Annotated in this window: 15 protein-coding genes; 4 read left to right on the top strand and 11 right to left on the bottom strand. The window is 65.8% G+C overall.

All coding sequences use genetic code 11. From position 1 onward, the window contains the following. Positions 1 to 23: 23 nt before the first annotated feature. From BLV45_RS22565 to BLV45_RS22515, 11 genes are all read right to left on the bottom strand, one after another. Positions 24 to 605 (bottom strand): nitrogen fixation protein NifQ, encoded by a 582-nt coding sequence (locus BLV45_RS22565; RefSeq protein ID WP_090536707.1) that lies wholly within the window; start codon positions 603 to 605, stop codon positions 24 to 26. Positions 606 to 656: 51 nt separating this feature from the next. Then, the gene (locus tag BLV45_RS22560; RefSeq protein ID WP_407671051.1) at positions 657 to 1,175 is read right to left on the bottom strand and encodes a molybdopterin-dependent oxidoreductase; all 519 of its coding nucleotides are present in this window, start codon (positions 1,173 to 1,175) and stop codon (positions 657 to 659) included. A gap of 196 nt (positions 1,176 to 1,371) precedes the next feature. Then, on the bottom strand, positions 1,372 to 1,800 hold the full coding sequence (locus BLV45_RS22555; RefSeq protein ID WP_090536705.1) for a TOBE domain-containing protein: 429 nt from the start codon (positions 1,798 to 1,800) through the stop codon (positions 1,372 to 1,374). Positions 1,801 to 1,886: 86 nt separating this feature from the next. Continuing rightward, positions 1,887 to 4,733: a malto-oligosyltrehalose synthase gene (treY, locus tag BLV45_RS22550; RefSeq protein ID WP_090536703.1), complete on the bottom strand. Its 2,847-nt coding sequence runs from the start codon at positions 4,731 to 4,733 to the stop codon at positions 1,887 to 1,889. Beyond that, a complete protein-coding gene (malQ, locus tag BLV45_RS22545) occupies positions 4,730 to 6,922 on the bottom strand; it encodes a 4-alpha-glucanotransferase (RefSeq protein WP_090536701.1) in 2,193 nt (730 codons plus the stop codon). Before malQ ends, treY begins: the two co-directional genes overlap by 4 nt. Then, positions 6,919 to 8,847, bottom strand: a complete 1,929-nt coding sequence (gene treZ, locus BLV45_RS22540) for a malto-oligosyltrehalose trehalohydrolase (protein ID WP_090536699.1) — start codon at positions 8,845 to 8,847, stop codon at positions 6,919 to 6,921. The genes malQ and treZ overlap by 4 nt, the downstream gene beginning before the upstream one ends. A 90-nt stretch (positions 8,848 to 8,937) precedes the next feature. Continuing rightward, positions 8,938 to 11,139: a glycogen debranching protein GlgX gene (glgX, locus tag BLV45_RS22535; RefSeq protein ID WP_090536697.1), complete on the bottom strand. Its 2,202-nt coding sequence runs from the start codon at positions 11,137 to 11,139 to the stop codon at positions 8,938 to 8,940. 96 nt (positions 11,140 to 11,235) lie between these two features. Beyond that, positions 11,236 to 13,446: a 1,4-alpha-glucan branching protein GlgB gene (gene glgB, locus BLV45_RS22530; RefSeq protein ID WP_090536696.1), complete on the bottom strand. Its 2,211-nt coding sequence runs from the start codon at positions 13,444 to 13,446 to the stop codon at positions 11,236 to 11,238. Continuing rightward, the gene (gene treS, locus BLV45_RS22525; RefSeq protein WP_090536694.1) at positions 13,439 to 16,897 is read right to left on the bottom strand and encodes a maltose alpha-D-glucosyltransferase; all 3,459 of its coding nucleotides are present in this window, start codon (positions 16,895 to 16,897) and stop codon (positions 13,439 to 13,441) included. Before treS ends, glgB begins: the two co-directional genes overlap by 8 nt. Next, positions 16,894 to 20,337 (bottom strand): maltotransferase domain-containing protein, encoded by a 3,444-nt coding sequence (locus tag BLV45_RS22520; RefSeq protein WP_090536692.1) that lies wholly within the window; start codon positions 20,335 to 20,337, stop codon positions 16,894 to 16,896. The genes treS and BLV45_RS22520 overlap by 4 nt, the downstream gene beginning before the upstream one ends. A 391-nt stretch (positions 20,338 to 20,728) precedes the next feature. Further along, a complete protein-coding gene (locus tag BLV45_RS22515) occupies positions 20,729 to 21,385 on the bottom strand; it encodes a DUF1345 domain-containing protein (protein ID WP_090536690.1) in 657 nt (218 codons plus the stop codon). A 382-nt stretch (positions 21,386 to 21,767) separates the two neighbouring features. Between BLV45_RS22515 and BLV45_RS22510 the strand changes: the two genes are divergently transcribed. From BLV45_RS22510 to BLV45_RS22495, 4 genes are all read left to right on the top strand, one after another. Beyond that, positions 21,768 to 22,361, top strand: a complete 594-nt coding sequence (locus tag BLV45_RS22510; protein WP_090536688.1) for a sugar dehydrogenase complex small subunit — start codon at positions 21,768 to 21,770, stop codon at positions 22,359 to 22,361. 157 nt (positions 22,362 to 22,518) lie between these two features. Next, positions 22,519 to 24,120, top strand: coding sequence for a GMC family oxidoreductase (locus BLV45_RS22505; RefSeq protein WP_090536686.1), 1,602 nt, complete (start codon positions 22,519 to 22,521; stop codon positions 24,118 to 24,120). Positions 24,121 to 24,143: 23 nt separating this feature from the next. Further along, positions 24,144 to 25,589 (top strand): cytochrome c, encoded by a 1,446-nt coding sequence (locus BLV45_RS22500; RefSeq protein ID WP_090536684.1) that lies wholly within the window; start codon positions 24,144 to 24,146, stop codon positions 25,587 to 25,589. Between the two features lie 132 nt (positions 25,590 to 25,721). Next, positions 25,722 to 26,459, top strand: coding sequence for a metallophosphoesterase (locus BLV45_RS22495; protein ID WP_090536682.1), 738 nt, complete (start codon positions 25,722 to 25,724; stop codon positions 26,457 to 26,459). Positions 26,460 to 26,479 lie beyond the last annotated feature (20 nt).

Raw genomic sequence — 26,479 nt, 5'->3', positions numbered from 1 at the left:
CGATGGCGACGCGCGCGGGCGCGTCAATGTCCGTGCGGAAAGCAGTAACCGAAGTCTTCGCATCCCGGGCAACCCGGCGCCGGTCCAGGTTCCGTTCCACGAGCGAGCGCGAGTTCACGCGCGAGAAATTTCTTCCATCGAAGGCTGGCGGTATTGCGGATGAACAGCGTCGGGAAATAACGCTCGAGCATCGAGGTCACGTCGTCGCGGCCACTCAAGCCGAGATCGCGCCACAGATGGTCCGGCCGCAGACACGCATGCGCGATGATCGCCGCGATGCAGCGCGTGTCGTCTTCGTTTGTCGACGGGTTTGCGTGCGTTTGAAGCAATGCGGCAAGCGCGCTCAAAAAATCCGCGTGTGCTGAAGCGGGAAGCATCGCCGGCAATGCCGGAATGCGGGGTGGCCTGGCTACGTTCCGGAAATGTCGTTTAACGAGCGCGTCGAGCGCATTTTGCGTAATGCCGAGCAGTGCGATTTCTCCACGCACTTCGCGCGCCGCGATCAGCCGCGCAAACAATCGTGCGTCCGGCGTGGGTGGCTCATCCGCCGCGGCTAGCAGTTCGTGTACGCGCGCAGCGGAGGCTTCGTCCAGGTTCGACGACATCGGCGGATTTACGCGGGGCGAGTGCTCGCTCATAAAGGCCTGACGATTGGTTTAAGGCCTGAGCACCCGCGTTTCAATTCGCGCGAGCCGCTTCACATGGCGCGGCGCGGAATGAATATCCGCGCCGGAAAAGAGCACTGGCGCGCCATGCTCCGCGTCCAGCGGCTGGCCGCCGCATTCACACGCAACGAGTACCTGTTCGCCCACAGGCGTATTGAACAGTTCGTGCCACGAAAACGTGACCGCGTATCCGTCGTGAGCGCTCGCGATCATCACCATCCGCTTGAAATCGCCCGGCGAATCGCAGCGCAGGCCAGCAAGATTGATGAGTTCCCTGAGCAGGACACCACGATAACGATCGACCGTGCGAATGAACCGGTCGGTCGTGAAGCACCGCAGGTCGAACGTATCGGCGAGCGCGCTGGCACGCGTCCTCAGGTCATCCATGGAAAACGACATGGGGCGCACTACGTCGCCGGTCAGCGAAATCACGCCAGGCGTTGCAGGCTCCGCAATCGCCGACGCGGTCGACGTCATGACCTGCTCAAGTTTTGCCGCGGTGTCTGCCATACCCATCTTCGATCCTCCGCTGGCCATGCCAGCCTGTTCATCGCTATGTCCGTGGGTATATTACGCTGCGATCGGGCGCGATTGCACGCCAGATCGCGCGCCAGGCATCATATCGGCTGGCATATTCTGATCTTTGCGCTGAAGCGAAACGCAAAACCGGCCGCCATTGCGACGGCCGGTGCATGAAACAGGACGGTTACTGGTCGACGCCCACGATCACGCTCGATGCCTTGAAGATCGCGGCGGCAGCCTTGCCGCTGGCGAGCCCGAGACGCTCGACGCTGTCGTTGGTGATGATCGCCGCGATCTGCGCGCCGCCGGTTGCGGCGATGATGACCTCGGCATTGACCGCACCCTTGTGTACGGCCGAAACCGTGCCCGCGACGACGTTGCGTGCCGACACCTTGCTGCTGTCGACATCGACCATCACGAGCACCGACGACGCCTTCACCAGCGCGAACGCCGGTTTGCCCGCCGCAAGCCCCAGTGCCGCTGCGCTGCCGTGCGTGATGACGGCGACGATGTCGAGGCCATCCTGCGTGCGCAGCGCGATTTCGTCGTTGACGGCGCCGGCCTTGACGCTCGTGATCTGACCAGAAAAATGATTACGGGCACTCGTTCGCATGTTTGTCTCCGTGTGAGATTCCCGTCGAAGCAATCGGCGGAGGATGGATTGGGAAAGCTGATCAAGTGTACCGGAAGCGTTCCGGCTCAAACCGCTGGCACGCCTTCCTCGACCAGCACCGCAACGGGCATCGCCGCGAGCGCGTCGCGCAGGTACAGCAGGCCGGATTCATCGACCTTGGGCGCGCCCGGGCTCAACCAGTCGAAGAGCGCGCGCGAGGCGAGCGCCTCCGGCATCTCGATCGCCGTGTCGCCCCATCGTTCGGGCGCGACGAGCGGCATGTCCGTGCCTGGATCGAGCAGCGTCGCGGCGAGACGCGTGGCAATGACGACACCGTACGCGCTGCCATAGCGCCGCGCGAACGCGATGACGTGCGCCGCCTGGCTGCCGCGAATCCGCAGTGGCAGATACACGCCCTGATCGGGCAGCGCCGGTAGATGCGCGCGCAACGTGAGCATCCGGTGTACGACACCCAGCTTCACGCGGCCGTCGCGCCAGTTTGCGAGCTGCACGGACGGCGGCGTCTCGACGAGCCACGCGTGCCGCTGCGCGAAATCGACGGGCCGCCGGTTGTCGGGATCGACAAGACTGAAGTCCCACAATTCCGTGCCCTGATACAGATCCGGCACGCCAGGCGATGCGAGACGCAGCACCGTCTGCTGCAGGCTGTTGATCGCGCCCGCCGCGTTGATCCGCTCGACGAAAGCATGCAGCTCGCGCAAAAAGCCGTCGCGTCGCTGCGGCGCGAGCACGTCGAAGAGAAAGTCGCGACAGGCGTTTTCGTATGCTTCATCGGGCGCGAGCCAGTTCGTGCGCAGCTTCGCTTCGCGCAATGCCTTCAACTGCCATTGCGCCACACGTTCGGCCAGCGCCTTGACGCCCGCTTCGTCGTCGGGTTCCAGCCCGGTTGGCCAGCAGCCGACGAGCGTCTGATACAGCATCGCCTCCGCGTCGGGGCCCGGCGCCCAGTGATGTGGGCTGGCCGCTGCCTCGATGGCGTCCGGCGTGTCGCGCGCAACGGGATCGCGACTGTCCGCTTCACGACGATGCGGCGCGTTCAAGGTCGACCAGCCGCGCAACGTCGCGCCCCATTCCTGCGGAATTTCGCTCAGCACGGCAACGCGTGCGCGCATGTCCTCGCCGCGTTTGTGATCGTGCGTCGCGGTGGCCAGCATCGCGTGCGGAAAGCGTCGCGCGCGTTCCAGACTGGCCGCGTGAAACTGCTCGACCGTCAGCGCGAATTCGCCCGGATCGGCGCCCACTTCGTTGCGCGACAACAGGCGTCCGTAGCGGTAGCACGCGGTATCTTCGATTGCCTTGGCCGCGACCGGCGCGGTGAGCTGCGAAAAAACCGTTTGCGCGGTGCGTCGTGACGATCCCGAATGACTGGACCCATTGCCGCTCGCGTCGTCGCCTTGCTGCGCGCCGCCGAGCCATTCGCCGATGCGCTCCAGCACGTCGTGATCGCCACGCGCGAGCGTCTGCTTCGCCGCATCGAACGCCTGATTGAAGTAGCGGTTGTCGATCTCGCCGCGCACGTTGTTTTGCGGATAGATGCGATACACCGAAAAATGCGCGACGAGTTCAGTCAGCGCGCGACGGATCGCGGTGAACGTGAAGTCGCGCGTCGACAGCTGGTCGCGTGCGATACGATGCAGCGCGCGCGCCGCGCGATCCAGCTCCGCCGCGAGATTCCCGGTCAGTGTCTGGCGACGCGCGAGCAATGCCTCGTCCGCGAACGATGCGCTGCGGCCCGTGAGTTCCGTCCACAGGGTGGCGAGCGGCGCGGCACCTTGCGGATCGTGCAGCAACGCGCCAACGTCATTCATGAAGTCGTAACCGGTCGTGCCGTCGACGGGCCAGTCGTCGCGCAGCGGCTCGCCACGCGCGAGAATCTTTTCGACGACGAAATACGGATTGCCCTCACGCAGTTCGTTGAGCCGCTGGCGCAGCCGCTGACAATACTCGCGCGGCTCGGCGAGCCCGTCGACATGATCGATCCGCACGCCATCCACGACACCTTCCGCGTACAGCCGGAAAATCAGCGCATGCACCGCGTCGAACACCTCGGGGCGCTCGACGCGCACGCCCGCGAGCGTGCCGATGTCGAAAAAGCGCCGCCAGTTGACTTCGTCGGCCGCGGTGCGCCACCACGCGAGCCGATAGTGCTGCCGTTCGAGCAGCCGGTGCAGCCGCTCGCGCGTGACCGGTGCGCACGCATCGAAGGTCCCGAGCGCGGCTTCGATCGCCGCCAGCCCGTTTTGCGCGACGTACGTGCGCAATGCTTCGATGCCATCGGCGGCGCGAGGCTGGTCGGCGGGCTGCGTGGTGACGCCGTTGAAGCGCTCCGCAAGTGCGCCCAGATCGGCGCGGTCGGCGGCCTTCAGGATGCCCGCGTATTCGATCGGGCAAACCGGGAACACGTGGTCGCGATACGCAACGTAAAAGCGGCCGGTATCGGCGGCGAAGCGCAGCGCGATGTGACCCGCCGCGAGTTCGTCCCCGTACGGGGCGCCGAGGCGCGGCAACAGCACCTTGCCGCGCAACGCGGGATCGGGCGAATGCCAGTCGATGTCGAAGTGCCGCGCGTACGCGCTGTGCCGTCCCCATTCGAGAATGTCCTGCCACCACGCGTTGCCCGAGCCGCCGACGCCCATGTGATTCGCCACGACGTCGACGATGAGCCCCATGCCGTGCGCGTGCAGCTTGTCGACGAGACGCCTGAGCGCGGCTTCGCCGCCGAGTTCCGCGTTGACCTGCGTGTAGTCGATCGTGTCGTAGCCGTGCATCGAGCCTGGCTCGGCGGTGGTGACCGGTGAAGCGTACAGATGGCTGACACCCAGGGCAGCGAAGTATTCGACGTGCGCGAGCGCATCGTCGAACGTGAAGTCGCGATGGAACTGCAGTCTGAGCGTGGAGCGTGGAACAGTCATGGCGTGTCAGACGGTGAAGAAGCAGAAGAAGGAGCCGGCGCGCAGGCGCGTCTCGCAGCGACCGCGCGCACCCGGTCGCGGAACGCCGCGTCGCTGAACAGTTCATCGACCGGCAGCGCGAGACGTCGACGCCAGTTCGGATGTTCGTCGATCGAGCCGGGCAGGTTGGGCTGATCCGCAAGCGCAAGCAGGTCCTCGAGCGGACACGTGACGAGCATCGCGGGCGTCATCGCGACGAAAGCCAGCGCCTCGTCGACAGGCGGACGGTCGAGCGGCGGCGCGGGCGCGTCGTGTGACGCGAGGCCCGCAGCCTGAAAGGCGCGCCACAACGCCGCGCGATCGCCCGCGCGTTCCTCATGTGCAAGCGCGACCGGATCGCGGCCGTCGGCACGCACGGAGGTCTGGCCGATGCGGTTGCGCCAGTCGATGTCCGCGCCGAGCCACCAGCCGGCCACCGTCGGCAGGTCGTGCGTGGTGGTGGTGGACACCGCGTCGCGGTCCCAGTGTTGCGGCGCCTTGAAACCCTGGCCCCAGCCAGCGTGTTCGAACCACAGCACGCGGATGCCCGACAGCCCGTGTTCCGTGAGGCGCTCACGAAATCCCGGCGGCACGGTGCCGAGGTCCTCGCCAATCACAATCGAACGATGACGCCACGATTCGAGTGCGATGAGCCGCAGCATGTCGTCGAGCGGATAGCGCAGATACGCGCCGTTCGCCGCTTTCTCGCCATCGGGCACGAGCCATAGCCGCCGCAGGCCGAGGATGTGATCGATGCGCACGCCGCCCGCGTGCGCGAACGCGGCGCGCAGCATGTCGATGAACGCGGCGAAGCCCTGCGTGCGCATCGCGCGCGGTGAAAACGTGGTGAGCCCCCACGCCTGGCCCGCCTGGTTGAACAGGTCGGGCGGCGCACCGACCGACACGCCCGTCAGCATTTCGTCGCGATACGACCACGCATGGCTGCCCGCGCTGTCGCACCCAACCGCGAGATCCGCGATCAAGCCCACGGCCATGCCGGCGTCGCGGGCGGCGTGCTGCGCGTGCGAAAGCCCCTTCGCGGCGAGCCATTGCAGGAACAGATGAAACTCGACTTCGTGACGATGCGCCTGCGCGAACGCTTCGACGTCTTCACTGCGCGGATCGCGCAGGTTTTCCGGCCAGTCGCGCCAGTGGCCGTTGCCGCCCGGCGCGGCCAGCTGCGCGGCCTGCAACGCCTCGAAGCGCGCGTGATCTTCGAGCGCGCGGCCGCCGCGTACGCAGAAGCCGTGGAATTCGAGCGCGCGCGGCGCGTCCTGCGCACGCTCATGCACGCAGAACTGCTCGAAGAGCGCGCGCAACACCTTGAGCTTCAGCATGGCTGCGGCCGGCCAGTTGATCAACGGCAACGCTTCGAGCTGCGCCCACGCGTCGCCGGCGTCGATCTGCGTGAGCGCCGCGCGTGCCGCTTCCGCGCCGAACACCGCGGCGGGATCGATATGCAGCACGTTCAGCCACAGGCGCGACGACGGCGAATACGGACTGAACCGTTCCGGCTCGGCGCTGAACATCGCGTGCGTCGGGCTGACCGCGAGCGCGTGCGCGCCGTGTTTCGCGCTTTCGGTGGCGAGCGCGGCGAGCGCCGAATAGTCGCCGATGCCGCCGTCGCCAGCACGGCGCAGCCCGTATAGCTGCGCGGCCACGCCCCACAGCGGCGGCGTGCCCGACGCATCGTCGTGCAGCGTGCGCCACGCGTCGGCGATGGTGTAGCAGCGCGAGGGCGCGACGGCGAGCGTCATGCGCTGCTCGTTGATCACGAGCGTGTGATAGCCCACTTCGCCGATCGGCGAAAGCAGCGCGGCTTCGCCTTTGGGCGCCGTGAAGCGGCCATCGATGATCGCGCCGCTTTCAAGTTCGACGCGATAGCGGCTGCCGGATTTCACGGCAGCGGCGGGCAGCGCGATGCCGCGTTCGCATTCGGCGGTCATCAGGGGCGGCAGCTTGCGTCCTGCCGTTTCGGCGTCGAGCGTGGCAGCGCTTTGTCTGAGTTGCGAAGCGTTGCCGCAGGGCAGGCCCATGCGTTCCAGCAGCACGGCGAGCGTGCTGTCGGGCACGCGCTGCATCTCGCCGTGGGCATTGTTCCATTCGACTTCAAAACCTGCGCGCGCGGCGAGGCTTTCGAGGGTTTCGGTGGCGCGTCGGGGAGTGTTCACGCGTGCGGCTCCGGTTCCGCAACCTTGCGTGCGTCATGGCCGACGGCGTAATGGCAGACGTCGCCCGTCAACCACGCGACGCAAGAAAACGACGGCAGGACGTTCTGCGCGACCGCGTCCCGCACGCGCGCCGGCGTTTCGAGAATCACCTTGCCCGCGGGGACGTCCGCGAACGGTACTGCTTCGCCCGAGAGATTGAGCGCGATGGACAACGTCTCGCCGTCGCCGAGCTTCCAGCTCGCCACGAGCGCGTTCGCATCGTCGCCGTTCGGTGCGCGCAGCACGCGCGCGCCGCGCGCCTTTGCGTGACGCAGCCGTGGCGTGATGAGTTTCGCGCGCACGGTCAGCGCCGATTTATAGAAGTGCATCCAGTCGAGCCGCCCGTCGCCACCCGCTTCGTGCGATGCGGATGCCGATGTGGATGGCAAGGGCGGCGGTGACGACGATGCAAACGTATGCGTGTCGTTCGGGTCGGGAATCCGCGCGCGACGCGTTTCATCGCTGAATCCGGAGAATCGTGCGAATTCGCGGCGGCGTCCTTCGCGCACGGCATCCGCGAGATCGCCGGTGTAGTCGGTGAAGAAGAAAAACGGCTGTTCGGAGCCGGTTTCTTCATCCATGAAGAGCAGGGGAATCTGTGGCGACAGCAGCAACAGCCCGGTTGCCGCGCGCAGTGCGTCGGGCGCGCACAGTGAACGCAGACGCTCGCCCATCGCGCGATTGCCGACCTGATCGTGGTTTTGCAGGAACATGACGAACGACGTGGGCGGCAGATGCCCGCTCGGTTCGCCGCGCGGCCGGTTCCCGTGTATCGGCGAGGGCTCGCCCTGATAGTCGAAGCCTTCGCCGAGTATCCGCGCAAGACGCCGGACCGGCTGGTCGACGTACGCCTGATAGTAGCCTTCGTGCTCGCCTGTCAGCAGCACGTGCAGCGTGTTGTGCGCGTCGTCGTTCCACTGCGCATCGAAATGCGTGCCAAGAAGCGTGGCCGTGTTGCGCTCGTTTTCCAGCACGAGATGGACGTGTCTTCCGTGTTGAACGTGCGAGCGAACGTGATCCGAGAATTCGCGCAGCCAGGCGTCGTTGTCGATCGCGTGAACCGCGTCGAGACGCAGGCCGTCGAAGCGATATTCGTCGATCCAGTAGCGCGCGTTGTCGCAGAAGAACTCGTTCACTTCGATGCGCCCGAAATCGATCGCCGGACCCCACGGCGTGTGCGTGTTCTCGCGAAAGAACGGCTTCGCGTATTGATGCAGATAGTTGCCGTCAGGACCGAAGTGGTTGTACACCACGTCGAGGAACACCTGGAGCCCGAGACCATGCGCGTGATCGATGAGCGCCTTCAGGTCTTCCGGGCGGCCGTAACTGGAATCGGGCGCGTAGGGCAGCACGCCGTCGTAACCCCAGTTGCGCGCGCCGGGGAAGTCGTTGAGCGGCATCAGTTCGATCGCGGTCACGCCAAGGTCGACGAGAGCGGGCAAACGCGCCATCACGCCGCGGTAGCCGCCGAGCGCGCCGACGTGCAGTTCGTACAGCACGGTCTCTTCCCACGGCCGGCCGTGCCAGTTCGTGTGCTGCCACGTGTACGCCCGCGGATCGATCACCTCGCTCGGTCCGTACACGTCCTGAGGCTGGAAGCGCGATGCGGGGTCGGGAACCGTCAGCCCGCCGTCGAGACGATAGCGATAGAGCGTACCCGCACCGCACGCGACTTCCGCCTCGAACCAGCCGTTGCCGGTGGGCGTCATCGCGACCGACGCTGTCGGCGCACCGCCCTCGATCTCGACGCTCACCGCTTTGCACGAAGGCGCCCAGAAGCGAAAGCGCGTGCGCGGCGCGGCGCTCTGCGCGCCGCGCAGTTGCGCGCCGAACGGCAGGCAGTGCGCGTGATGGTGCCTGTGCGGATCAATCGGACTTTCAGACATGATTCGTCACCATTCAGTTTTGACGCCGCCGCTTCCGGATGCCCCCGCCAGCGGGACAGCCGGAACAGCGCGCGACGCATGCGGCGCGGCTCATTCGTGATCCGGCGCGCCGCCCGGATCGGGCGGCAACGCGGTCAAAAGGCGCGGTCCGTACTGTGCGCCCGCACGCCAGCCGGCCTGCCAGTCCGCGTCGCCGACCGGCAGCGCGCCAACCACGACGAGCGCGTGCGCCGCGACTTCGAGCGTGGGGGTGGCAAGCGGATGCGGCGGCGCTTCGGGACGGGCCGTATCGAGCAGCACATTCCATTCCAGATGAGGCGGAGGCGGCGCAAACATCAGCGCCTCCGACGACGCGTTCAACATCATCAACAATACTTCCGTTTGACCATTGATATCCGGTCCGGCGCGACGCAAGGTCAGCGCGCGTCCTTCGGGGTCCTGCCATGCTTCGATCGTCAAGGGCTCGCCGCGTTCATCGAACCAGCCAACATCGTAAAGTCCGGGCAGCACTTCGTGGCCGCCGAACAGGAAACGCGTTTCGCGCAGGAGCGGATGCGCCTTGCGCAGCGCGGTCACGCGTGAGACGAATTCTGTCATCCGCGCGCCGGTCGGCAATGCGGCACGTTCCCAGTCGAGCCAGGAAATCTCGTTATCCTGACAGTATGCGTTGTTGTTGCCCTCCTGCGTGCGGCCGAACTCGTCACCGGCCAGAAAGAGCGGCGTGCCAAGCGCCACGAAGAGCGTCGCGACCATCGAGCGCGCCACGCGCGCGCGCGTTTCGAGGATCGCCGGGTCGTCGGTGGGGCCTTCGACGCCCCAGTTCCGGCTGCAGTTCTCGTTGTGGCCGTCGTTGTTGTCTTCGGTATTCGCCTCGTTGTGTTTCTGCTCGTAGGCGGTGAGATCGGCGAGCGTGAAGCCGTCGTGCGAGGCCACGAAGTTCACCGATGCCCACGGTTTCCTGCCGCGCCGGTTGAAGAGGTCGGCCGATCCTGTCAGACGCGCGGCCAGATCGGGGCGAAGTCCGGCGTCGCCGCGCCAGAACCGGCGCACGGTATCGCGGAAGCGGTCGTTCCATTCGCTGAATCCGGGCGGATGGTTGCCGAGCTGATAGCCGCCCGGGCCGATATCCCACGGCTCGGAAATGAGCTTGCGCTGCGAGAGCACGGGGTCCTGACGGATCGCATCGAAGAAGCCCGAGCCGGGATCGAATCCGGAATACTCGCGCCCGAGCGTCACGCCGAGATCGAAACGGAAGCCGTCGATGTTGAACGCGGTCGACCAGTAGCGCAGCGAATCCATCACCATCTGCAGCACGCGCGGATGCTGGATGTTCAGCGTGTTGCCGCAGCCGGTGTCGTTGATGTGATGCCGCTCGTCGCCGGGAATCAGCCGGTAGTAGCTCGCGTTGTCGAGGCCGCGCCACGAAACGGTCGGCCCCTGTTCGTTGCCTTCGCACGTGTGGTTGTAGACCACGTCGAGAATGACTTCGATCCCGGCCGCGTGCAACTGGCGCACGGCGATGCGCATTTCGTCGAGGCGGTGCGTCGACAGATACGACGGCTCCGGCGCGAAGAACGCCGCGGTGTTGTAGCCCCAGTAGTTGTGCAGGCCGCGGCTCACCAGAAACCGGTCGTGCAGAAGCGCATGCACCGGCAGCAATTCCACCGCGGTCACGCCGAGCCTGAGCAGATGGTCGATGAAGTCGGGCGAAGTGAGAGCGGCAAACGTGCCGCGTTCGTGCCGGCGCAGGTCGGGCCGCATCATCGACACGCCGCGCAGATGCGTTTCGTACATCACCGTCTCGCCCCACGGCACGTTCGGGCGCACGTCGTGCGACGGGTCGAACATCTCGTCGACCACGACGCACTTCGGCATCGCCGGCGCCGAATCGCGGCGGTCGATCGACAGATCGAGCCGGTTCGAATGCACGCGATAGCCGAAGAGCGCGTCGGACCAGCGGAACTGCCCGACGAGCTTGCGCGCGTAAGGATCGAGCAGCAGCTTGTGCGGATTGAAGCGATGGCCGTCCTGCGGCTGATAGGGGCCGTCGGCGCGAAAGCCGTAGACGGTGCCCGGATGCGCGCCTGGCAGATAGCCGTGCCAGACCTCGTCGGTGCATTCGGGCATGTCGAAGCGCGTCAGCTCCTTGCGGCCGGTCGGGTCGAACAGGCACAACTGCATGCGCTGCGCGTTCGCGGAGAACACGGCGAAGTTCACACCGAGGCCATCCCAACTGGCCCCGAGCGGCCAGGAAGAACCCGGCGACAGCCGGTCGGGTAACGCATGCGACATGATTCCCGTTCCTTGTTCTGATTTGTGCGCTATCGGGAACTACACCCTCCAGCCAGGCGCGCATCTGTGTATGTACCCGGTTCTCTCACAACGCGTTCAGTCCGCGCGCAGGACAAGGGTCGCAAGCGGCGGCAGCACGAGCAATGCCGATTGCGGTTTGCCATGACTCGCCACGTCTTCGGTGTGGATCTGCCCGGCGTTGCCGACGTTCGAGCCGCCATACACGCCTGCATCCGTGTTGAGCACTTCGCGCCAGCGGCCGCCGCGCGGCATGCCGATGCGGTAGCCGGGGCGCGGCACCGGCGTGAAGTTGCACACGGCGACGACTTCGCCGCCGGCGCCGTCCACGCGCCTGAACGCGAACACGCTGTTCTCGCTGTCGTCGCCGATGAGCCACTCGAAGCCGCCCGGCTCGCTGTCGAGCACGTGTAACGCGGGCTCGCTGTCATACAGGTGGTTCAGGTCGCGCACGAGCATCTGCGTGCCGTGATGCAACGGATCGTCGAGCAGATGCCAGTGCGGCGACTGGTCGTGATTGAACTCCGCGAGCTGCCCGAATTCGCCGCCCATGAAGAGCAGCTTCTTGCCCGGATGGGTCCACATGAACGCGAGGTACGCGCGCAGGTTCGCGAATTTCTGCCAGCGGTCGCCGGGCATCTTGCCGAGCAGCGAGCCCTTGCCGTGTACCACTTCATCGTGCGAAAGCGGCAACACGAAGCGTTCGGAATACGCGTAGACCATCCCGAACGTCATTTTGTGATGGTGATAGCGGCGATGCACCGGGTCTTCGTGCATGTAGTGCAGCGTGTCGTGCATCCAGCCCATGTTCCACTTGAAGTCGAAGCCGAGGCCGCCCTGGTCGAGCGGCGCCGTGACGCCCGGCCATGCCGTCGATTCCTCGGCGATCGTGATCGCGCCGTGTATGTCGGGCATGTGTTTGACTTCGTGATTCAGCCGCTTCAGGAACGCGATCGATTCGAGATTTTCGCGCCCGCCGTGGATGTTCGGCACCCATTCGCCGGCCGCGCGCGAATAATCGCGATAGAGCATCGATGCAACCGCGTCCACGCGCAGGCCGTCGACGTGATAGCGCTTGAGCCACGCGAGCCCGGACGCCACGAGGAACGCGCTCACCTCGTTGCGGCCGAGGTTGTAGATCATCGTGTTCCAGTCCTGGTGATAGCCTTCGCGCGGATCGGCGTGCTCGTAGAGCGGCGTGCCGTCGAAGTCGATCAGGCCATGCGCGTCGTTCGGAAAATGCGCGGGCACCCAGTCGAGAATGATCCCGAGACCCGCCTCGTGCGCGCGGTCCACGAACGCGGCGAATTCCTCCGGCTTGCCAAAGCGCGCGGACGGCGCGAACTGCGCAAGCGGCTGATATCCCCACGAGCCGCCGAACGGATGCTCCGCCACCGGCATGAACTCGAGGTGCGTGAAGCCCATGCCCTTCGCGTACGGAATCAGGCGCTCGCCCATCTCCAGCCACGTCAGGTTGCGATGACCTTCCTCGGCGATGCGCAGCCACGATTCAGCGTGGACCTCGTAGATCGAGACCGGCGACTTCGCGGTCTGCCTGCCGCCGCGCGACTGCATCCACGCGTGGTCGGTCCACGCAAACTGCTCGAGCGCGTCGACGTGCGCGACGACCGAACCCGTCGCGGGCGGCCGCTCGGTCTGCATCGCGCACGGGTCTGCCTTGAGCGGCAACGGATGGCCGTCGCGCGTCAGCATTTCATACTTGTAGCGCGCACCGGCGGCCACGCGCGGAACGAACAGCTCCCACACGCCGGCCTGATGACGCAGGCGCATCGGATGACGGCGTCCGTCCCACGCGTTGAAATCGCCGACCACGGACACGCGTCGCGCGTTCGGTGCCCACACGGCGAAACGCACGCCGGGTACGCCGTCGATCGTCATGGGGCGCGAGCCGAGACATTCGAGCACCGCGTACGGATCGCCATGCGAGAGACGCGTCAACGCTTCGTCGGACAGTACGTTGCCGAACGCGTACGTATCTTCGATCTCCTGCTGCGTGCCGTGCCAGTCGATGCGCAAACGATAGGGCACCGCTTCCTTGACGTGCCCGATAAAGAGCCCATGACGGATGTGCGTGAGCGCGCCGAGCGTGCGCCCGTCGTCGCGCGCGATGATCGTGACGCCCGCCGCGTTGGGCAGCAGCACGCGCACGAGCGGGCCGGCGTCCGTCTGATGCAGCCCGAGCTGCGAGAACGGATCCGGGTGGCGCGCCTCGACCAGCGCGTCGATATCGAGCGGACTCAGTCCGCTGGTGAGGTCGCGGTCATTCATGGTCGCCCCCGCCTTCCGGATCCGGTGCAGCGGGATCGTGTGGCGGCGTGCCGGTATCGCCGAGCATGCGGCTCGTGAGCGCCGCGAGTCCGCGCACCGGCAGGCCGAGCCACGTTGGGCGGTTGGCAGCCTCGTAGCGGATCTCGTAGGCGGCCTTCTCGATCAGGAACAGGTCGAGCAGCGCTTCCTCGAACGCCGGTTCGACGAGCGGTTGCGGCGCCGCCTTGATGGCGTTGCGATATTCGTCGAGGAACGCCTGCGTGGCAAACCCGCGGAAGCGGTCGAAGAGGGCGCGCTTGCGGTCGGCGGTTTGCTGCGGGGCGTTTTCCATCGTCGATTGCGCGGCCGCGCTCGCATACGACAGCGATCGCATCAGCCCCGCGACGTCGCGCAGCGGACTCGACTTCATGCGCCGCTCCGCGAGCGTGCGCGCCGGTTCGCCTTCGAAGTCGATCAGGAACGCGTCGCCCTGCGCGATCAGCACCTGACCCAGGTGGAAGTCGCCGTGAATGCGGATACGCAGCGCCTTCGCGTCGGCCGGCACGAGTTTCGACACGGCTTCGGTGAGCGCCGCGCGCCGGTCGAGCAGGCTCTTCGCGAGGTCGCGCGTGTCGTCGACGAGCGGGTCAACGCGCTCCGCGAGCAGGTCGAGCGAGGCCGCGAGTAGCGACTGCGTGCCGTCGATCCACGCCTGTATCTGCTCCGGCGACGCCGTTTCGGGCGCGAACGCGTCGTCGTCCGATGGCGCCGCGAGCGCGACGTGCAACTCGCCCAGCCGCCTGCCGATGACGCCCGCGAATGAACGGTAGCCGTCGATCGCTTCTTCTTCGTTGGTGCGGTCGGGCGACGGTTCGATGCCGTCGGTGGTGAACGCGAGGTCGTCGACCACGCGGCGCAGGTAGTCGAGCGCCCAGTTCCACGCGTCGCCCTGATTGTCGACGAAGCCCTGCAGGATCGCGAGCGTGTGCGGCACGCCGGCAGGATCGACGCGCACGACTTCGCCGAACAGCGGCGCGGTGTTCGGGTAGCCGATCTTCGTCAGATAGCGGCTCATTTCCGCTTCCGGATGAATGCCGTCGACGAGCCGTCGCACGAGCTTCAGCACGATCGCGTCGGCGATCACGAGCGAGCTGTTGCTCTGCTCGGCCGCGAGCCAGCGGATTTCGGGCCGGTCGCCCAGATCGAGTTCGTCGAACCGGCTGGTTGGAATGAAGCAGATCTCGCTCTTCTGCACGGTCGGGACGACCGTGCGCTCGCGCAGCTTGCGCAGCACGCCGTGCGCGAATTGCGGCAGCGAGAACGCGTCCGTCAGGTGCCCGATGTTGCGCACGCGCCGCACGCGCGCAAGCGCGAGCTGCATGAAGAGCGGCGTGGTCGTGTCGCTGCCCCACGTGATCGCGAGCGGCACGACGTAGCGTTCCGTGTGGCCGCGGACGTCCGCTTCGATTTCGGTGAACGCAAAGCCCGTGTCGGGAATCGTCGTCAGCGCGGCGAGGCGCACGGTCTTCAGTTTCTGGTCTTTCGACGCAAACCAGCGCCGGCGCGTGAGCCACGAAGGCAGCACTTCCGATTCGAGCAGGCGCACGTTCTCCGGCGTCGGGCCGACCTGGCCTTCGCGGATCACGATCGTGACGAATTCGGGCAGCGGCTCGGAATGCGCCTGGCTCCACGTCGGACGCTGTCCGCCCGGGCACAGCAGGAACCACAGAAAGCCGTACGGCGGGAACGTCAGCAGATACGTCAGTTGCCCGATCGCCGGGAAGACGGAATCGGCGGTCATTTCGATCGGCACCGTGCCGGCGAATTCGGACAGGTCCAGCTCGACCGCCTGCGGCGCGCGCGAGAGATTGGCGACGCAGAGAATCGTTGGTTCATCGGGCACTTCGCGCAGATACGCGAGAATCTTGCGATTGTCGGGCTTCAGGAAGCGGATCGTGCCGCGGCCGAACGCGCGTTTCGCGCGCCGGGTGGCGAGCATGCGGCGCGTCCAGTTCAGCAGCGAATGGGGATCGCGGCTCTGCGATTCGACGTTGACCGCGTCGTAGCCATAGAGCGATCCCATCACGGGCGGCAGCACGAGCTGTTCGGGATCGGCGCGCGAAAAGCCGCCGTTGCGGTCGGACGACCATTGCATCGGCGTGCGCACGCCGTCGCGATCGCCGAGGTGAATGTTGTCGCCCATGCCGAGTTCGTCGCCGTAATAGATGACCGGGGTGCCCGGCATCGAGAGCAGCAGCGAATTGATCAGCTCGATGCGCCGGCGGTCGCGCTCCATCAGCGGCGCAAGACGGCGGCGAATGCCGAGATTCAGGCGTGCGCGCCTGTCGCTCGCGTAGGTGTTCCACAGGTAGTCGCGCTCGGAATCGGTGACCATCTCCAGCGTGAGTTCGTCGTGATTGCGCAGGAAAATCGCCCACTGGTTGGTCTCGCCGATATCCGGCGTCTGCCGCATGATGTCGGTGATCGGAAAGCGGTCCTCGCTCGCAATCGACATGTAGATGCGCGGCATCAGCGGGAAGTGGAACGCCATGTGGCATTCGTCTTCGTCGCCGAAATACTCTTTCACGTCTTCCGGCCACTGGTTCGCTTCGGCGAGCAGCATCCGGTTCGGATATTCGGCGTCGATCGTCGCGCGAATCTTCTTCAACACCGCATGGGTTTCCGGCAGGTTTTCATTGTTCGTGCCTTCGCGTTCGACGAGATATGGCACCGCGTCGAGCCGCAGGCCGTCGATGCCCATGTCGAGCCAGAACCGCATCACCTGCAGCACTTCCCGCAGCACCGCGGGATTGTCGAAGTTCAGGTCGGGCTGGTGCGAGTAGAAACGATGCCAGTAGTACGCGCCCGCAACCGGATCGTGCGTCCAGTTCGACGGCTCGGAATCGATGAAGATGATGCGCGTTCCCGCGTACTTCTGGTCGGTATCGGACCACACGTAGTAGTTGCGATGATTCGAGCCGGGCTTCGCACGACGCGCGCGCTGGAACCACGGATGCTGGTCCGACGTGTGGTTGATCACCAGTTCGGTGATCACGCGGATACCGCGCGCATGCGCTTCCTGGATGAAGTGTTTGACGTCGGAAAGATTGCCGTAATCCGGATGGACGTTGCGGTAATCGGCGATATCGTAGCCGTCGTCGCGCCGCGGCGATGGGTAGAACGGCAGCAGCCAGATCGCATCCACGCCGAGTTCCGCGATGTAGTCGAGCTTCGCGATCAGCCCGGGAAAATCGCCGACGCCGTCGTTGTTCGCATCGAAGAACGACTTGATGTGTACCTGGTAGATGATCGCGTCCTTGTACCAGAGCGGATCGTCGCTCAACGCCGAGGGCTTGCCGCGCCGCGCGCCGGCCTTGTGCGCTCCGGGGTGACCGGCCGGTGCCGCCACGCTGGTCGTCCCGCCTGTCGTGCGCGCATGTGCCGCGCTTTCGGGTGTGTCGTCGCGTTTCATATCGAACCTTCGTTCGGTGAGTCGACGTCGAAGTCCGCGCCGGGCTCGCCGTGGTTGTCAGGGATGTCGCGGGGCAATCCGTCAGCGGGTGCGATGCGCCAGATCGCGAACGGTCGCGTGCCGGGATCGAGCCGCACGTGTTGCCATCTTCCGTACCATTCGAAGTGCTGGCCCGTCATCTGGTCGATGACTTCAATGGCCGCCTGGTCGTTCAGGTGCCAGTGCGCGAACGTCGCCCACGAAAGCTCGATATCCGCGCCCTGTTCGTTGAACGGATCGAGATTGATCGCGACGACGATCACGTTGTCGCGCGCCGCGGTTGCTTTCTCGAAGAACAGGATGTGCTCGTTGTGCGCGGGCAGGAACGTGATGCCCAGATGCGTGTGCAGCGCGGGATTCGCCCGGCGGATGCGGTTGAGCGCGGTGATTTCGGCGACGATGTTTCCAGGCCGGTTCCAGTCCCATGCGCGCAGCTGATACTTCTCGGAGTCGAGATATTCCTCGCTGTTCGGCAGCGCGGCGGCCTCGCACAGTTCGAAGCCGCTATAGACGCCCCACAGCCCCGAGAGCGTCGCGGCCAGCGCCGCGCGGATCACGAAGCCCGCGCGCCCCTGCGACTGCAGATGGCGCGGATTGATGTCCGGCGTGTTGACGAAGAAATTCGGCCGGTAGACTTCTCGCGCGCTGCTCTGCGTGAGTTCGGTCAGATACTCGATGAAATCGCGCTTCGACTCGCGCCACGTGAAATACGTGTACGACTGCGAGTAGCCGACCTTCGCGAGGCGGTTCATCATGCGCGGCCGCGTGAAGGCTTCGGAGAGAAAGATCGTGTCGGGGTGACGCGCGCGCACGTCGGCGATCATCCATTCCCAGAACGGCAGCGGCTTGGTATGCGGGTTGTCGACGCGAAAGATATGCACGCCCGCGTCGATCCAGAACAGGATCACGTCGCGCAACGCGATCCACAGATCGGGCTTCGCGTCGTGCGCATAGAAGTCCGGATTCACGATGTCCTGATACTTCTTCGGCGGATTTTCCGCGTAACGCAGCGTGCCGTCGGGACGCCAGGCGAACCACGTCGGATGGTCCTTCAGCCACGGATGATCGGGCGAACATTGAATCGCGAAGTCGAGTGCGACTTCGAGGCCGTGATCGCGCGCGGCGGCCAGCATGGACTTGAAGTCGTCGAGCGTGCCGAGTTCGGGATGCACGGCCGTATGGCCGCCTTCCTTGCCGCCAATCGCATACGGACTGCCGACGTCGCCTTCGAGCGCGTTCAGCGTGTTGTTGCGCCCCTTGCGGTTCGTGACGCCGATCGGATGGATCGGCGGGAAGTACAGCACGTTGAAGCCCATGTCGCGCATGCGCGGCAGCTTCGTGATGACGTCGGCGAACGTGCCGTGGCGGTTCACGTCGTCGCTCATCGAGCGGGGGAAGATCTCGTACCAGCTTGCAAAGCGCGCGGCGGCACGTTCCGACTCGATCCGGTAGATCACCGGGTCGCGCGTGAGGAACGGCCGGTGGCGCGCGGTGGCGACGGCTTTCGCGGTGGCCGGCGCGAGCAGCAATGCGAGGCGGCCCGCTGTGTCGGCTTTCGCGAATGCGCGGACGATGTGCGTGAGCGGTTCGGTAACCGCGCCTTCAACGGTTTCCACTTCGGCGAGGATGAGCGCGAAGAGATGGCTCGCTTCGTCGATTTCGAGCTCGACGGTCTGGCCGGCCTTCAGCTTTTTCTGGATGTGCTCGGTCAGCGATGCGAAGTCGTCGCGCCATGCGGTCACCGTGAATTCATGACGGCCAATCCGGTCGAGCGGAATGTGCGCGGACCACAGATCGTTGCCGGCAGGCTGCGCGGGAAACATCGGCGCCTCGTGCCAGACGGTTTCGTCGGCGGCGCGCCAGATGACGGCCGCGGCGATCCTGTCGTGACCCTCGGCGAAGATGGCGGCGCGCACTTCCACGCGCTCGCCCACGATGCGCTTGACCGGGAAACGTCCGCCATCGATCGAAGGCGTCACGCTTTCGATCGCCACGCGCGCCGCGGCGATGGCGTCCATCACTGTCTTGTGGCCGCTGTGCCTGCTGTTTGCCTTGTCGACGGGCGGCGCGAGGACCACGGGCTTGCCTGCGAGCGCGCTGAAGAGCCGGCATGCGCCAGGGGCCAGCGTGAAGGACGACAGCGGGTGCACTGGGGTTTCCGGGGATTCGCTGTCGAGCGCCGCGAAACGCGTGAAGCCGCCCGGCACGCCGTCGAGGAAGCGCGCGGGATCGACCCATACCGGCACGTCGCGATCGGGATTGACGACGATGAGCACCGCTTCGTCCGCGTCGCGCAGATCGGCGCGGTTGCCGCGCAACAGCACCGTCGCCGGCGTGCCGGGTCCGCTCAGCGCACGCAGTTCGCCACACGTGCCGAGCGTGTTCAGATCGCGCTGGAGCGCGTTCGCGTGGGTGACCGCTTTCGTCAGGTCAAAGCGTGCCGACTGGCGCGCGGCCGCGTAATCGGCTCCGTTGCCGCGGGTGTGGGACATCGGCAGCGCCATGCCGTATTCGAAACCCATCGGCACGAGCCAGCCGGTGCCGACGGCCGCCGCCACGTTCAGCGCGCGCCGGTACGCGCGCTCGATGGCGCCTGCATCATGCACGTCGGGCAGGTCGGCGACGAGGCGCGTGCCGTACGGCGCCTCGGGAAACGCGATGGGCGGCGCGACGCGCGTGAGCGTCGTGTGTTCTTCGGTGAGCCACGGGGCGCGGAAATCCCACCAGCGCACCGACGAGAACACACTGTCAAAGCCCGCGCCGGCCAGTTTCATCATGTCGTCACGGATGAGGCCGGGCGTGGCGGCGAGAAACCGCGCGTGCGGATGGCGCGCGCGCACGCCTTCGCCGAGCCGTCGCCACGCGTCGGCAGGCAGATGCTGCGGGGAGTCGAAGCGAAATCCGCCAACGCCCGCCGCGGCGAGCGCCGAGAGCGTCTGCGTCCACCAGTCGAGCAGATGGCCCGATGCTTCGGGGTTCGTGAAATTCGCGTATGCCACGTGGTCTTCGCGCAGCCCGTGGCGCGGATCGAGTCGCGCCTCCTCGGGCTCGAACGGATGAAACCAGCCGGCGTGATCGCGAAACAGCGCGCCATCGGCGGCAACGCGGTCGGGCACGATGTCGAGCAGGAGCGTCAGCCCGTGCTCGCGCGCCGCGGTGGCGAGCGCGTGCAGCGCGACGGTGGCGGGCTGATGGGCGTCGAATGCGGGGTGCAGCCGGTCGTGGTCGGCCACGATCTGGCCGTGGTTCGCACGGCCAGGCTGGAACGGCGCGCCGATCAGCACATGATCGAAGCCGAGCGACGCTGCATGTTCAAACTGTGCGGCCCAGGCCCCGAGTGGTCCGACGAGGAGGGGATGAAGGAAATAGATCCGCGGCGCGTAAGCGTGAGGAGGTTCCATCAGTCGTGTCCAGTTTGGTCCTGCCGCGATGTGGATGCACGTACGGTGCGATCACATCGCTCGTTGGGCTTCCAGAGCCGGATGCCGCGCGATGCCCGACGGATGCCTGGGACACGTGCGCGTACTGGTCAATGTAGTGCAAAGATCGACATGCCGCCGCATGGAATCGCGAAGCCGGGCCGCAAAGGTACACACAACGGCGCCAGGCCGGATCGACCGAACGGGTACAGCAAGCGCTGTGCCAGACAGGGTGCATGGACAATCCGCCTGCCTCGGGCAGTCGCACGTCTGCCGCGCGGCAGGGCAGCGTGCGGCGTGCGGCGTGCGGCGTGCGTGTAAATCGGTCGGTCGACGCGTGGCTTTTACACGGCCACGGGGAAATCTTCGCGAATCAGGAACCGAGCAGGCTGGCGGCGATGTTCACGCACAACCCGAGTACCGCGACGTTGAAGTAGAACGACAGCACCGACTGCGCAAGCACCGCGCGCCGCATCGGGCGCGAACGCAGCGCGATGTCGGCCGTCTGCGAGGCGACGGCGATCGTGAACGAGAAGTACAGGAAGTCCCAGTAGTCGGGCTTGAGACTGTGATCGGGAAACGCCAGCGGGGTTTCTTTCTGGTCGTCGCCGTAGTAGAGGCGCGTGTAATGCAGCGTGAAGATCGTCGGGATCAGAAACCAGGCGCCCATCAGCGTCGCGCCGGTGATCGCGGAGTGCAGCGCGCCCGTGCTGCCCTTGAAGCTCTTGACCGTGGCCAGTTCGAGCACGATGGCAGCGATGCTCGCGACCGTCGCGAGGCAGACGAGGAAAAGCACGACGCCCGCATTCTCGTCGTCGCGCACCGCGAACTCGCGCACCTGAGCCTGCTGCGTGGTCGCCATGTGGAACCACAGAAACGCGAGATACGCCCACACGGTGACGTCCCATCCGAACAGCACACGCACCATCGGACGCATGGCGCCTGGCAGCAGCAGCGCGGCCACCACGCCGATGACGAGTGCGATGACCATGCGCGGCCGGTTGCGAAGCACTTGCGGATAGGGATTCATGATTATGTGGAAGAAGCGTTCTCGTCGTTCGCCAGACCGGGCGTGCGCAGGTTCGGACAGTCTCGCCGATTCTACCGGGATGTCTGGCCCGCATTTGTCGAATGCGCGCACTTTGGCTATAGTCTGTCGCAACGAACACAGGTTTCCCACCGTACCTTTGCAGATGAAAGGCTGATGTCAGGCCCGCAGGCGCGTGTTTTACCGGCATCACCTTCGCATCAAGAGACCGCACGAGCGGCGATGACCAGGTTTGGGGCAGACAGCCCGCATGCCGGCCTTAACGTGACGCATGTCACGTACGTCACGTATGTGGCGTACGCAACGTGCGTATCGCGTTGCCGCTGGCCTGCAGGCTGATCCAATAACATCATCTGGAGCCCCCATGACAGATGTTCGCGAGAACGACACATCCGCCCGGCACGTGACGGCGCCGCAGTCCGCTCGCCGCCGGGCACTGGTTCTCTGCGCGTTCGCCGGCGCGGCCGCGCTCGCTTTCACGACGGCGGGCCGTCCCGGCGCGCCATACGGCCTCTCCGCCATTTCTCCCGCATTCGCTGATACCCCCGATGCCCCTCAAGGCGGCGGTCTCGATGCCTTCCTTGCCCTGTCGCAGCGTCTCACCGGCCGGTCGAGCTTCGACCCGGTGCTGGGACGTCGTGTCTACGACACGCTGCAGAAGTCGGACAGTGCGTTCACCCAGAACGTCGCCGCGCTCAACACATGGCTGCAGGGCCACGGCGGTGTGCCCTCCGATACGGTCACGCAGGCGCTGCAGGCGGACCAGCCGCCGCTTGCGAAGGCCGTCGGCGCGATCATGCGCGCGTGGTATCTCGGTCTTGTCGGCGATGCGCCGCATGTGCAGGTCGTCGCATACGAGCGCGCGCTGATGTTCGATCCTGTGAAGGACGTTCTCACAATCCCGTCGTATTGCCTCGATGCACCGTTTTACTGGACACAAAAACCGGAGCATGTCTGAGCGGCGCGCCGGCTGCGAGGCGTAGCGCGGCTGGCGTCACAGAGAGGGCACACAGGCGGCGCGATGCGCGCCTGATGCTTTCGGGAGCCGTCCTGATCGACAGCTGAAGCGCCAACGCCGGCCGACATGCGAACGCCGGACGACAAAGAGGGCAACAATGGCAAATTCACATTCCGCCGACGTGGTCGTGGTCGGCTCGGGGGTCGCGGGTGGTCTGGTCGCGCATCAGCTGGCGCTGGCCGGCGCGTCCGTGATCCTGCTCGAAGCCGGGCCGCGCATTCCGCGCTGGCAGATCGTCGAGAATTTCCGCAACTCGCCGGCAAAGGCCGATTTCGCGACGCCGTATCCTTCGACGCCCTATTCACCGCATCCCGAGTATTCCCCCGAGAACGGCTATCTGATCCAGAAGGGCGAGTATCCGTATAACTCGCAGTATCTGCGGCTTGTCGGCGGCACGACGTGGCACTGGGCGGCGGCGGCCTGGCGTCTGCTGCCGTCGGACTTCAGGTTGAAGACGTTGTATGGCGTCGGGCGCGACTGGCCGGTTCCGTACGAAGCGCTGGAGCCGTGGTACCTCGCGGCCGAGGTGCAACTGGGCGTGTCCGGTCCGGACGCTTCGGTCGATCTGGGGTCGCCGCGCTCGAAGCCCTATCCGATGAGCCAGTTGCCGCTCTCGTACATGGACCAGCGTTTTTCCGACCTGCTGAATCCGCAGGGCTTCAAGGTCGTGCCCGAACCGGTGGCGCGCAACAGCCGCCCGTACGACGCACGCCCAACCTGTTGCGGCAACAACAACTGCATGCCGATCTGTCCGATCGCGGCGATGTACAACGGCGTCGTACACGCGGACAAGGCCGAACAGGCGGGCGCGAAGCTGATCCCGCAGGCGGTCGTCTACAAGGTCGAATCGGACGACAAGGGGCTTGTCACGGCGGTGCATTACAAGGACCCCAACGGCAACAGCACGCGCGTGACCGGCAAGCTCTTCGTGCTCGCGGCGAACGGCATCGAAACGCCCAAGCTGATGCTGATGTCGACCTCCAGCCGGTTCCCGAAGGGCGTCGGCAACAGCTCCGACCAGGTGGGCCGCAACCTGATGGACCATCCGGGCACGGGCGTCACGTTCCTCGCGAACGAGCCGCTATGGCCGGGGCGAGGGCCGATGGAGATGACGTCGATCGTCAACTTCCGCGACGGCGCGTTTCGCTCGGAATACGCGGCAAAAAAGCTGCATCTGTCGAACGGCGTCGCGACGATGAGCGTGGCTGCCGATCTGCTCAGGAAAGGCCTGACCGGCGCCGAACTCGATCGCCAGATACGCGACCGTGCAGCGCGCACGCTGAACATCAACAGCTTCCACGAACATCTGGCCGAGTCGCGGAACCGCATCGTGCCTTCGGCGGATCACAAGGATTCGCTCGGCATTCCGCAGCCTGAAATCTACTACTCGATCAACGATTACGTGAAAAAGAGCGCCGCGAATACCCACGAGCTTTACGCGCAGATCGCGAGCCTTCTGGGCGGCACGGAAGTGAGTTTCGACGACACCTTCGCGCCGAACAATCACATCATGGGCACGACGATCATGGGTCACGATCCGTCTGATTCGGTCGTCGACGCTGACTGCCGCACGCATGATCATCCGAATCTCTTCATCGCGGGCAGCGGCGTGATGCCGACGGCGGCATCGGTGAACTGCACGCTGACGATCGCCGCGCTGTCGCTGCGGATCGCCGACAAGCTCAAGCGCGAACTCTGACCCCAACCTGACGGAGAGCCACCATGACGAAAAAAACGTCGAGCGTGCAGCCGGCCGGGCCGGGCGCGCAGTCGCACATTCACGTCGAGCGCCGGCGCCGCCGGTATATGGCGACGCTGGCCGCCGCGTTTTCGCTCTTCGCGCTCTATCTTGCGTGGCACGCGTCGCATACTCCGGACGTGCGTCACGAAGATGAGTCGCCGATCAGCGCGGCGTTCGCGCAGGACGCCGGGGGCAACAGTGCGGACAGCAGCACGGGCAACAGCGCGGGCAGCGCGGCGCCGGATCTCGTGAAGCGCGGCGAGTACCTCGCGCGCGCGGGCGACTGCGTGGCCTGTCACACGGCGGACAAGAGCCGTCCGTTCGCGGGCGGCCTGCCGATCGCGACGCCGTTCGGCACGTTCTACACGCCGAACATCACGCCCGATCCAGACACCGGCATCGGCAGCTGGACGGATGCCGACTTTCTGAGGGCGATGCAGGAAGGCATTGGCAAGGGCGGCGAGCGGCTTTATCCGACGTTCCCGTACGCCGAATACACGAAGGTCACCGAACGCGACGTGCTCGCCATACGCGCGTATCTGAATACGCTCACGCCGATTCACTACACGCCGCCCGCCAACGACGTGAAGTTTCCGTTCAACCAGCGCTGGCTGATGGTGTTCTGGAACATGTTCAACTTCACCGAGGGGCGCTTCGTTCCCGATCCGAAGCAGAGCCCGGAGTGGAACCGCGGCGCGTATCTCGTCGAAGGGCTCGCGCATTGCGAGGAATGCCACACGCCGCGCAACTTCACGCAGGGACTGAAGACGAGTGAACGTTTTGCCGGCGCGACGCAGGCCGGCTGGCACGCGTTCAACATCACACCGCACAAGACCAGCGGCATCGGCAACTGGAGCGACGAGGACATTGCGCGCTATCTGTCGACGGGTGCCGTGCATGGCCGCGCGAACGCGGCCGGACCGATGGCGGAAGTGGTGGCGGACAGCACGCAATATCTGACGCCCGAAGACCTGCGCTCGATCGCGATCTACCTGCGCTCGGTGCCGCCCATCAACGGTGGCGACGCACGGCCGCGCGACGCGTGGGGCGCGCCCGCGAACGACGTCGTGGCGCTGCGCGGCACGAAGATCAGCGGCGTGAACGGTGCGCAGCTTTTCGTCGCGAACTGCGCGTCGTGTCACAACTGGACCGGACAGGGCGTCGGCGCGAGCGCGCCCGGTGCGTATCCCGCGCTGATCCACAACAGCGCGGTGGGTGCGAGCCCCGCGAACAATCTGGCGATGGTGATCCTGCACGGCGTCGAGCGTAAGACCAAAGACGCCGACGTGTTGATGCCTGAGTTCGCCTCGCAACTCTCCGACGAACAGGTTGCGGCGATTACGAACTATGTGACGAAGCAGTTCGGCAATCCGCAGTCGACGCTGTCGATCGATCAGGTCGCGAAGCTGCGCGCGACGCAACAATGACCGCTTCCTGCCGCGGCGTCCGGCAGGCTTTACCGGACGTCGCGGCAAGCGCCAACGGTCCTCGCCAACGTACGCGCAGGAAACGATAGACACCCCGCATACGCTATTTTTGCGCGGCGCTATCATGGGGATATGGACCCCGTACTCTTTAACGACGTCTGGCACCATCCCGTCAACCGTAAAGGCCGCGATTTCATCGTGGGTGACCTGCACGGATGCGTGGATGCGCTACGTTATCTGCTTCGCGAAATCGCGTTCGATCCGGCGTGTGACCGGCTGTTTTCGGTCGGCGATCTGGTTGATCGCGGCGCGCAGTCGGAAGAGGCGCTCGCGCTCCTCGACAGACCGTGGTTCCATGCCGTGCTCGGCAATCACGAAGACACGTTGTGCGCCGTCGCCGAAGGGCGCCTGCGGCGTCACTGGTGGTATGGCATCGGCGGATCGTGGGCCGCGGCGCTTCCCGACGAGAAGCTGCGCCACTACGCGGAACGGCTCCGGACCTTGCCGCTCGTGCGCGTGATCGGCAGCGGCGCCGAGCGTTTCAATATCCTGCACGCCGAGTTCTTCGGCACCGATGACGACCTCGATGCCGGCGATTTCTCCGAGGACGTCCGCCAGAAACTGCTGTGGGGCCGTGAACTCGCGATGGGCACCGGCGACCCGCTGCGTCAGCGCGGGCTTTCGCTCACGTATTGCGGTCACACGCCGATGCGCGAGTTGCAGCAGATCGGCTCGCAGGTGTTTGTCGATACCGGCGCGTTCGGGCCCGGCGGCAAGCTGTCGATCGTCGAGGCGCGGCGCTCGCGGCGCTGGTCCGTGACGGTGGACGTGGCGCGCGCCCAGGGCGCGGCAGAGATGGCGTTGCCCTGAGCGCTCTGCAACGCCGTGGC

This window comes from Paraburkholderia sartisoli, from assembly GCF_900107685.1.
Taxonomy (GTDB): Bacteria; Pseudomonadota; Gammaproteobacteria; order Burkholderiales; family Burkholderiaceae; genus Paraburkholderia; species Paraburkholderia sartisoli.
The sequence above is the reverse complement of the archived record's forward strand: the minus strand, read 5'-3'. Positions and strand labels throughout refer to the sequence as shown.

Excerpts from the sequence above, each read along its gene's own strand:
- BLV45_RS22565 (WP_090536707.1), bottom strand. The coding sequence starts at position 605 with ATGTCGTCGAACCTGGACGAAGCCTCCGCTGCGCGCGTACACGAACTG.
- BLV45_RS22560 (WP_407671051.1), bottom strand. The coding sequence starts at position 1,175 with ATGGCAGACACCGCGGCAAAACTTGAGCAGGTCATGACGTCGACCGCG.
- BLV45_RS22555 (WP_090536705.1), bottom strand. The coding sequence starts at position 1,800 with ATGCGAACGAGTGCCCGTAATCATTTTTCTGGTCAGATCACGAGCGTC.
- treY (WP_090536703.1), bottom strand. The coding sequence starts at position 4,733 with ATGACTGTTCCACGCTCCACGCTCAGACTGCAGTTCCATCGCGACTTC.
- treZ (WP_090536699.1), bottom strand. The coding sequence starts at position 8,847 with ATGTCTGAAAGTCCGATTGATCCGCACAGGCACCATCACGCGCACTGC.
- glgX (WP_090536697.1), bottom strand. The coding sequence starts at position 11,139 with ATGTCGCATGCGTTACCCGACCGGCTGTCGCCGGGTTCTTCCTGGCCG.
- glgB (WP_090536696.1), bottom strand. The coding sequence starts at position 13,446 with ATGAATGACCGCGACCTCACCAGCGGACTGAGTCCGCTCGATATCGAC.
- treS (WP_090536694.1), bottom strand. The coding sequence starts at position 16,897 with ATGAAACGCGACGACACACCCGAAAGCGCGGCACATGCGCGCACGACA.
- BLV45_RS22520 (WP_090536692.1), bottom strand. The coding sequence starts at position 20,337 with ATGGAACCTCCTCACGCTTACGCGCCGCGGATCTATTTCCTTCATCCC.
- BLV45_RS22515 (WP_090536690.1), bottom strand. The coding sequence starts at position 21,385 with ATGAATCCCTATCCGCAAGTGCTTCGCAACCGGCCGCGCATGGTCATC.
- BLV45_RS22510 (WP_090536688.1), top strand. The coding sequence starts at position 21,768 with ATGACAGATGTTCGCGAGAACGACACATCCGCCCGGCACGTGACGGCG.
- BLV45_RS22505 (WP_090536686.1), top strand. The coding sequence starts at position 22,519 with ATGGCAAATTCACATTCCGCCGACGTGGTCGTGGTCGGCTCGGGGGTC.
- BLV45_RS22500 (WP_090536684.1), top strand. The coding sequence starts at position 24,144 with ATGACGAAAAAAACGTCGAGCGTGCAGCCGGCCGGGCCGGGCGCGCAG.
- BLV45_RS22495 (WP_090536682.1), top strand. The coding sequence starts at position 25,722 with ATGGACCCCGTACTCTTTAACGACGTCTGGCACCATCCCGTCAACCGT.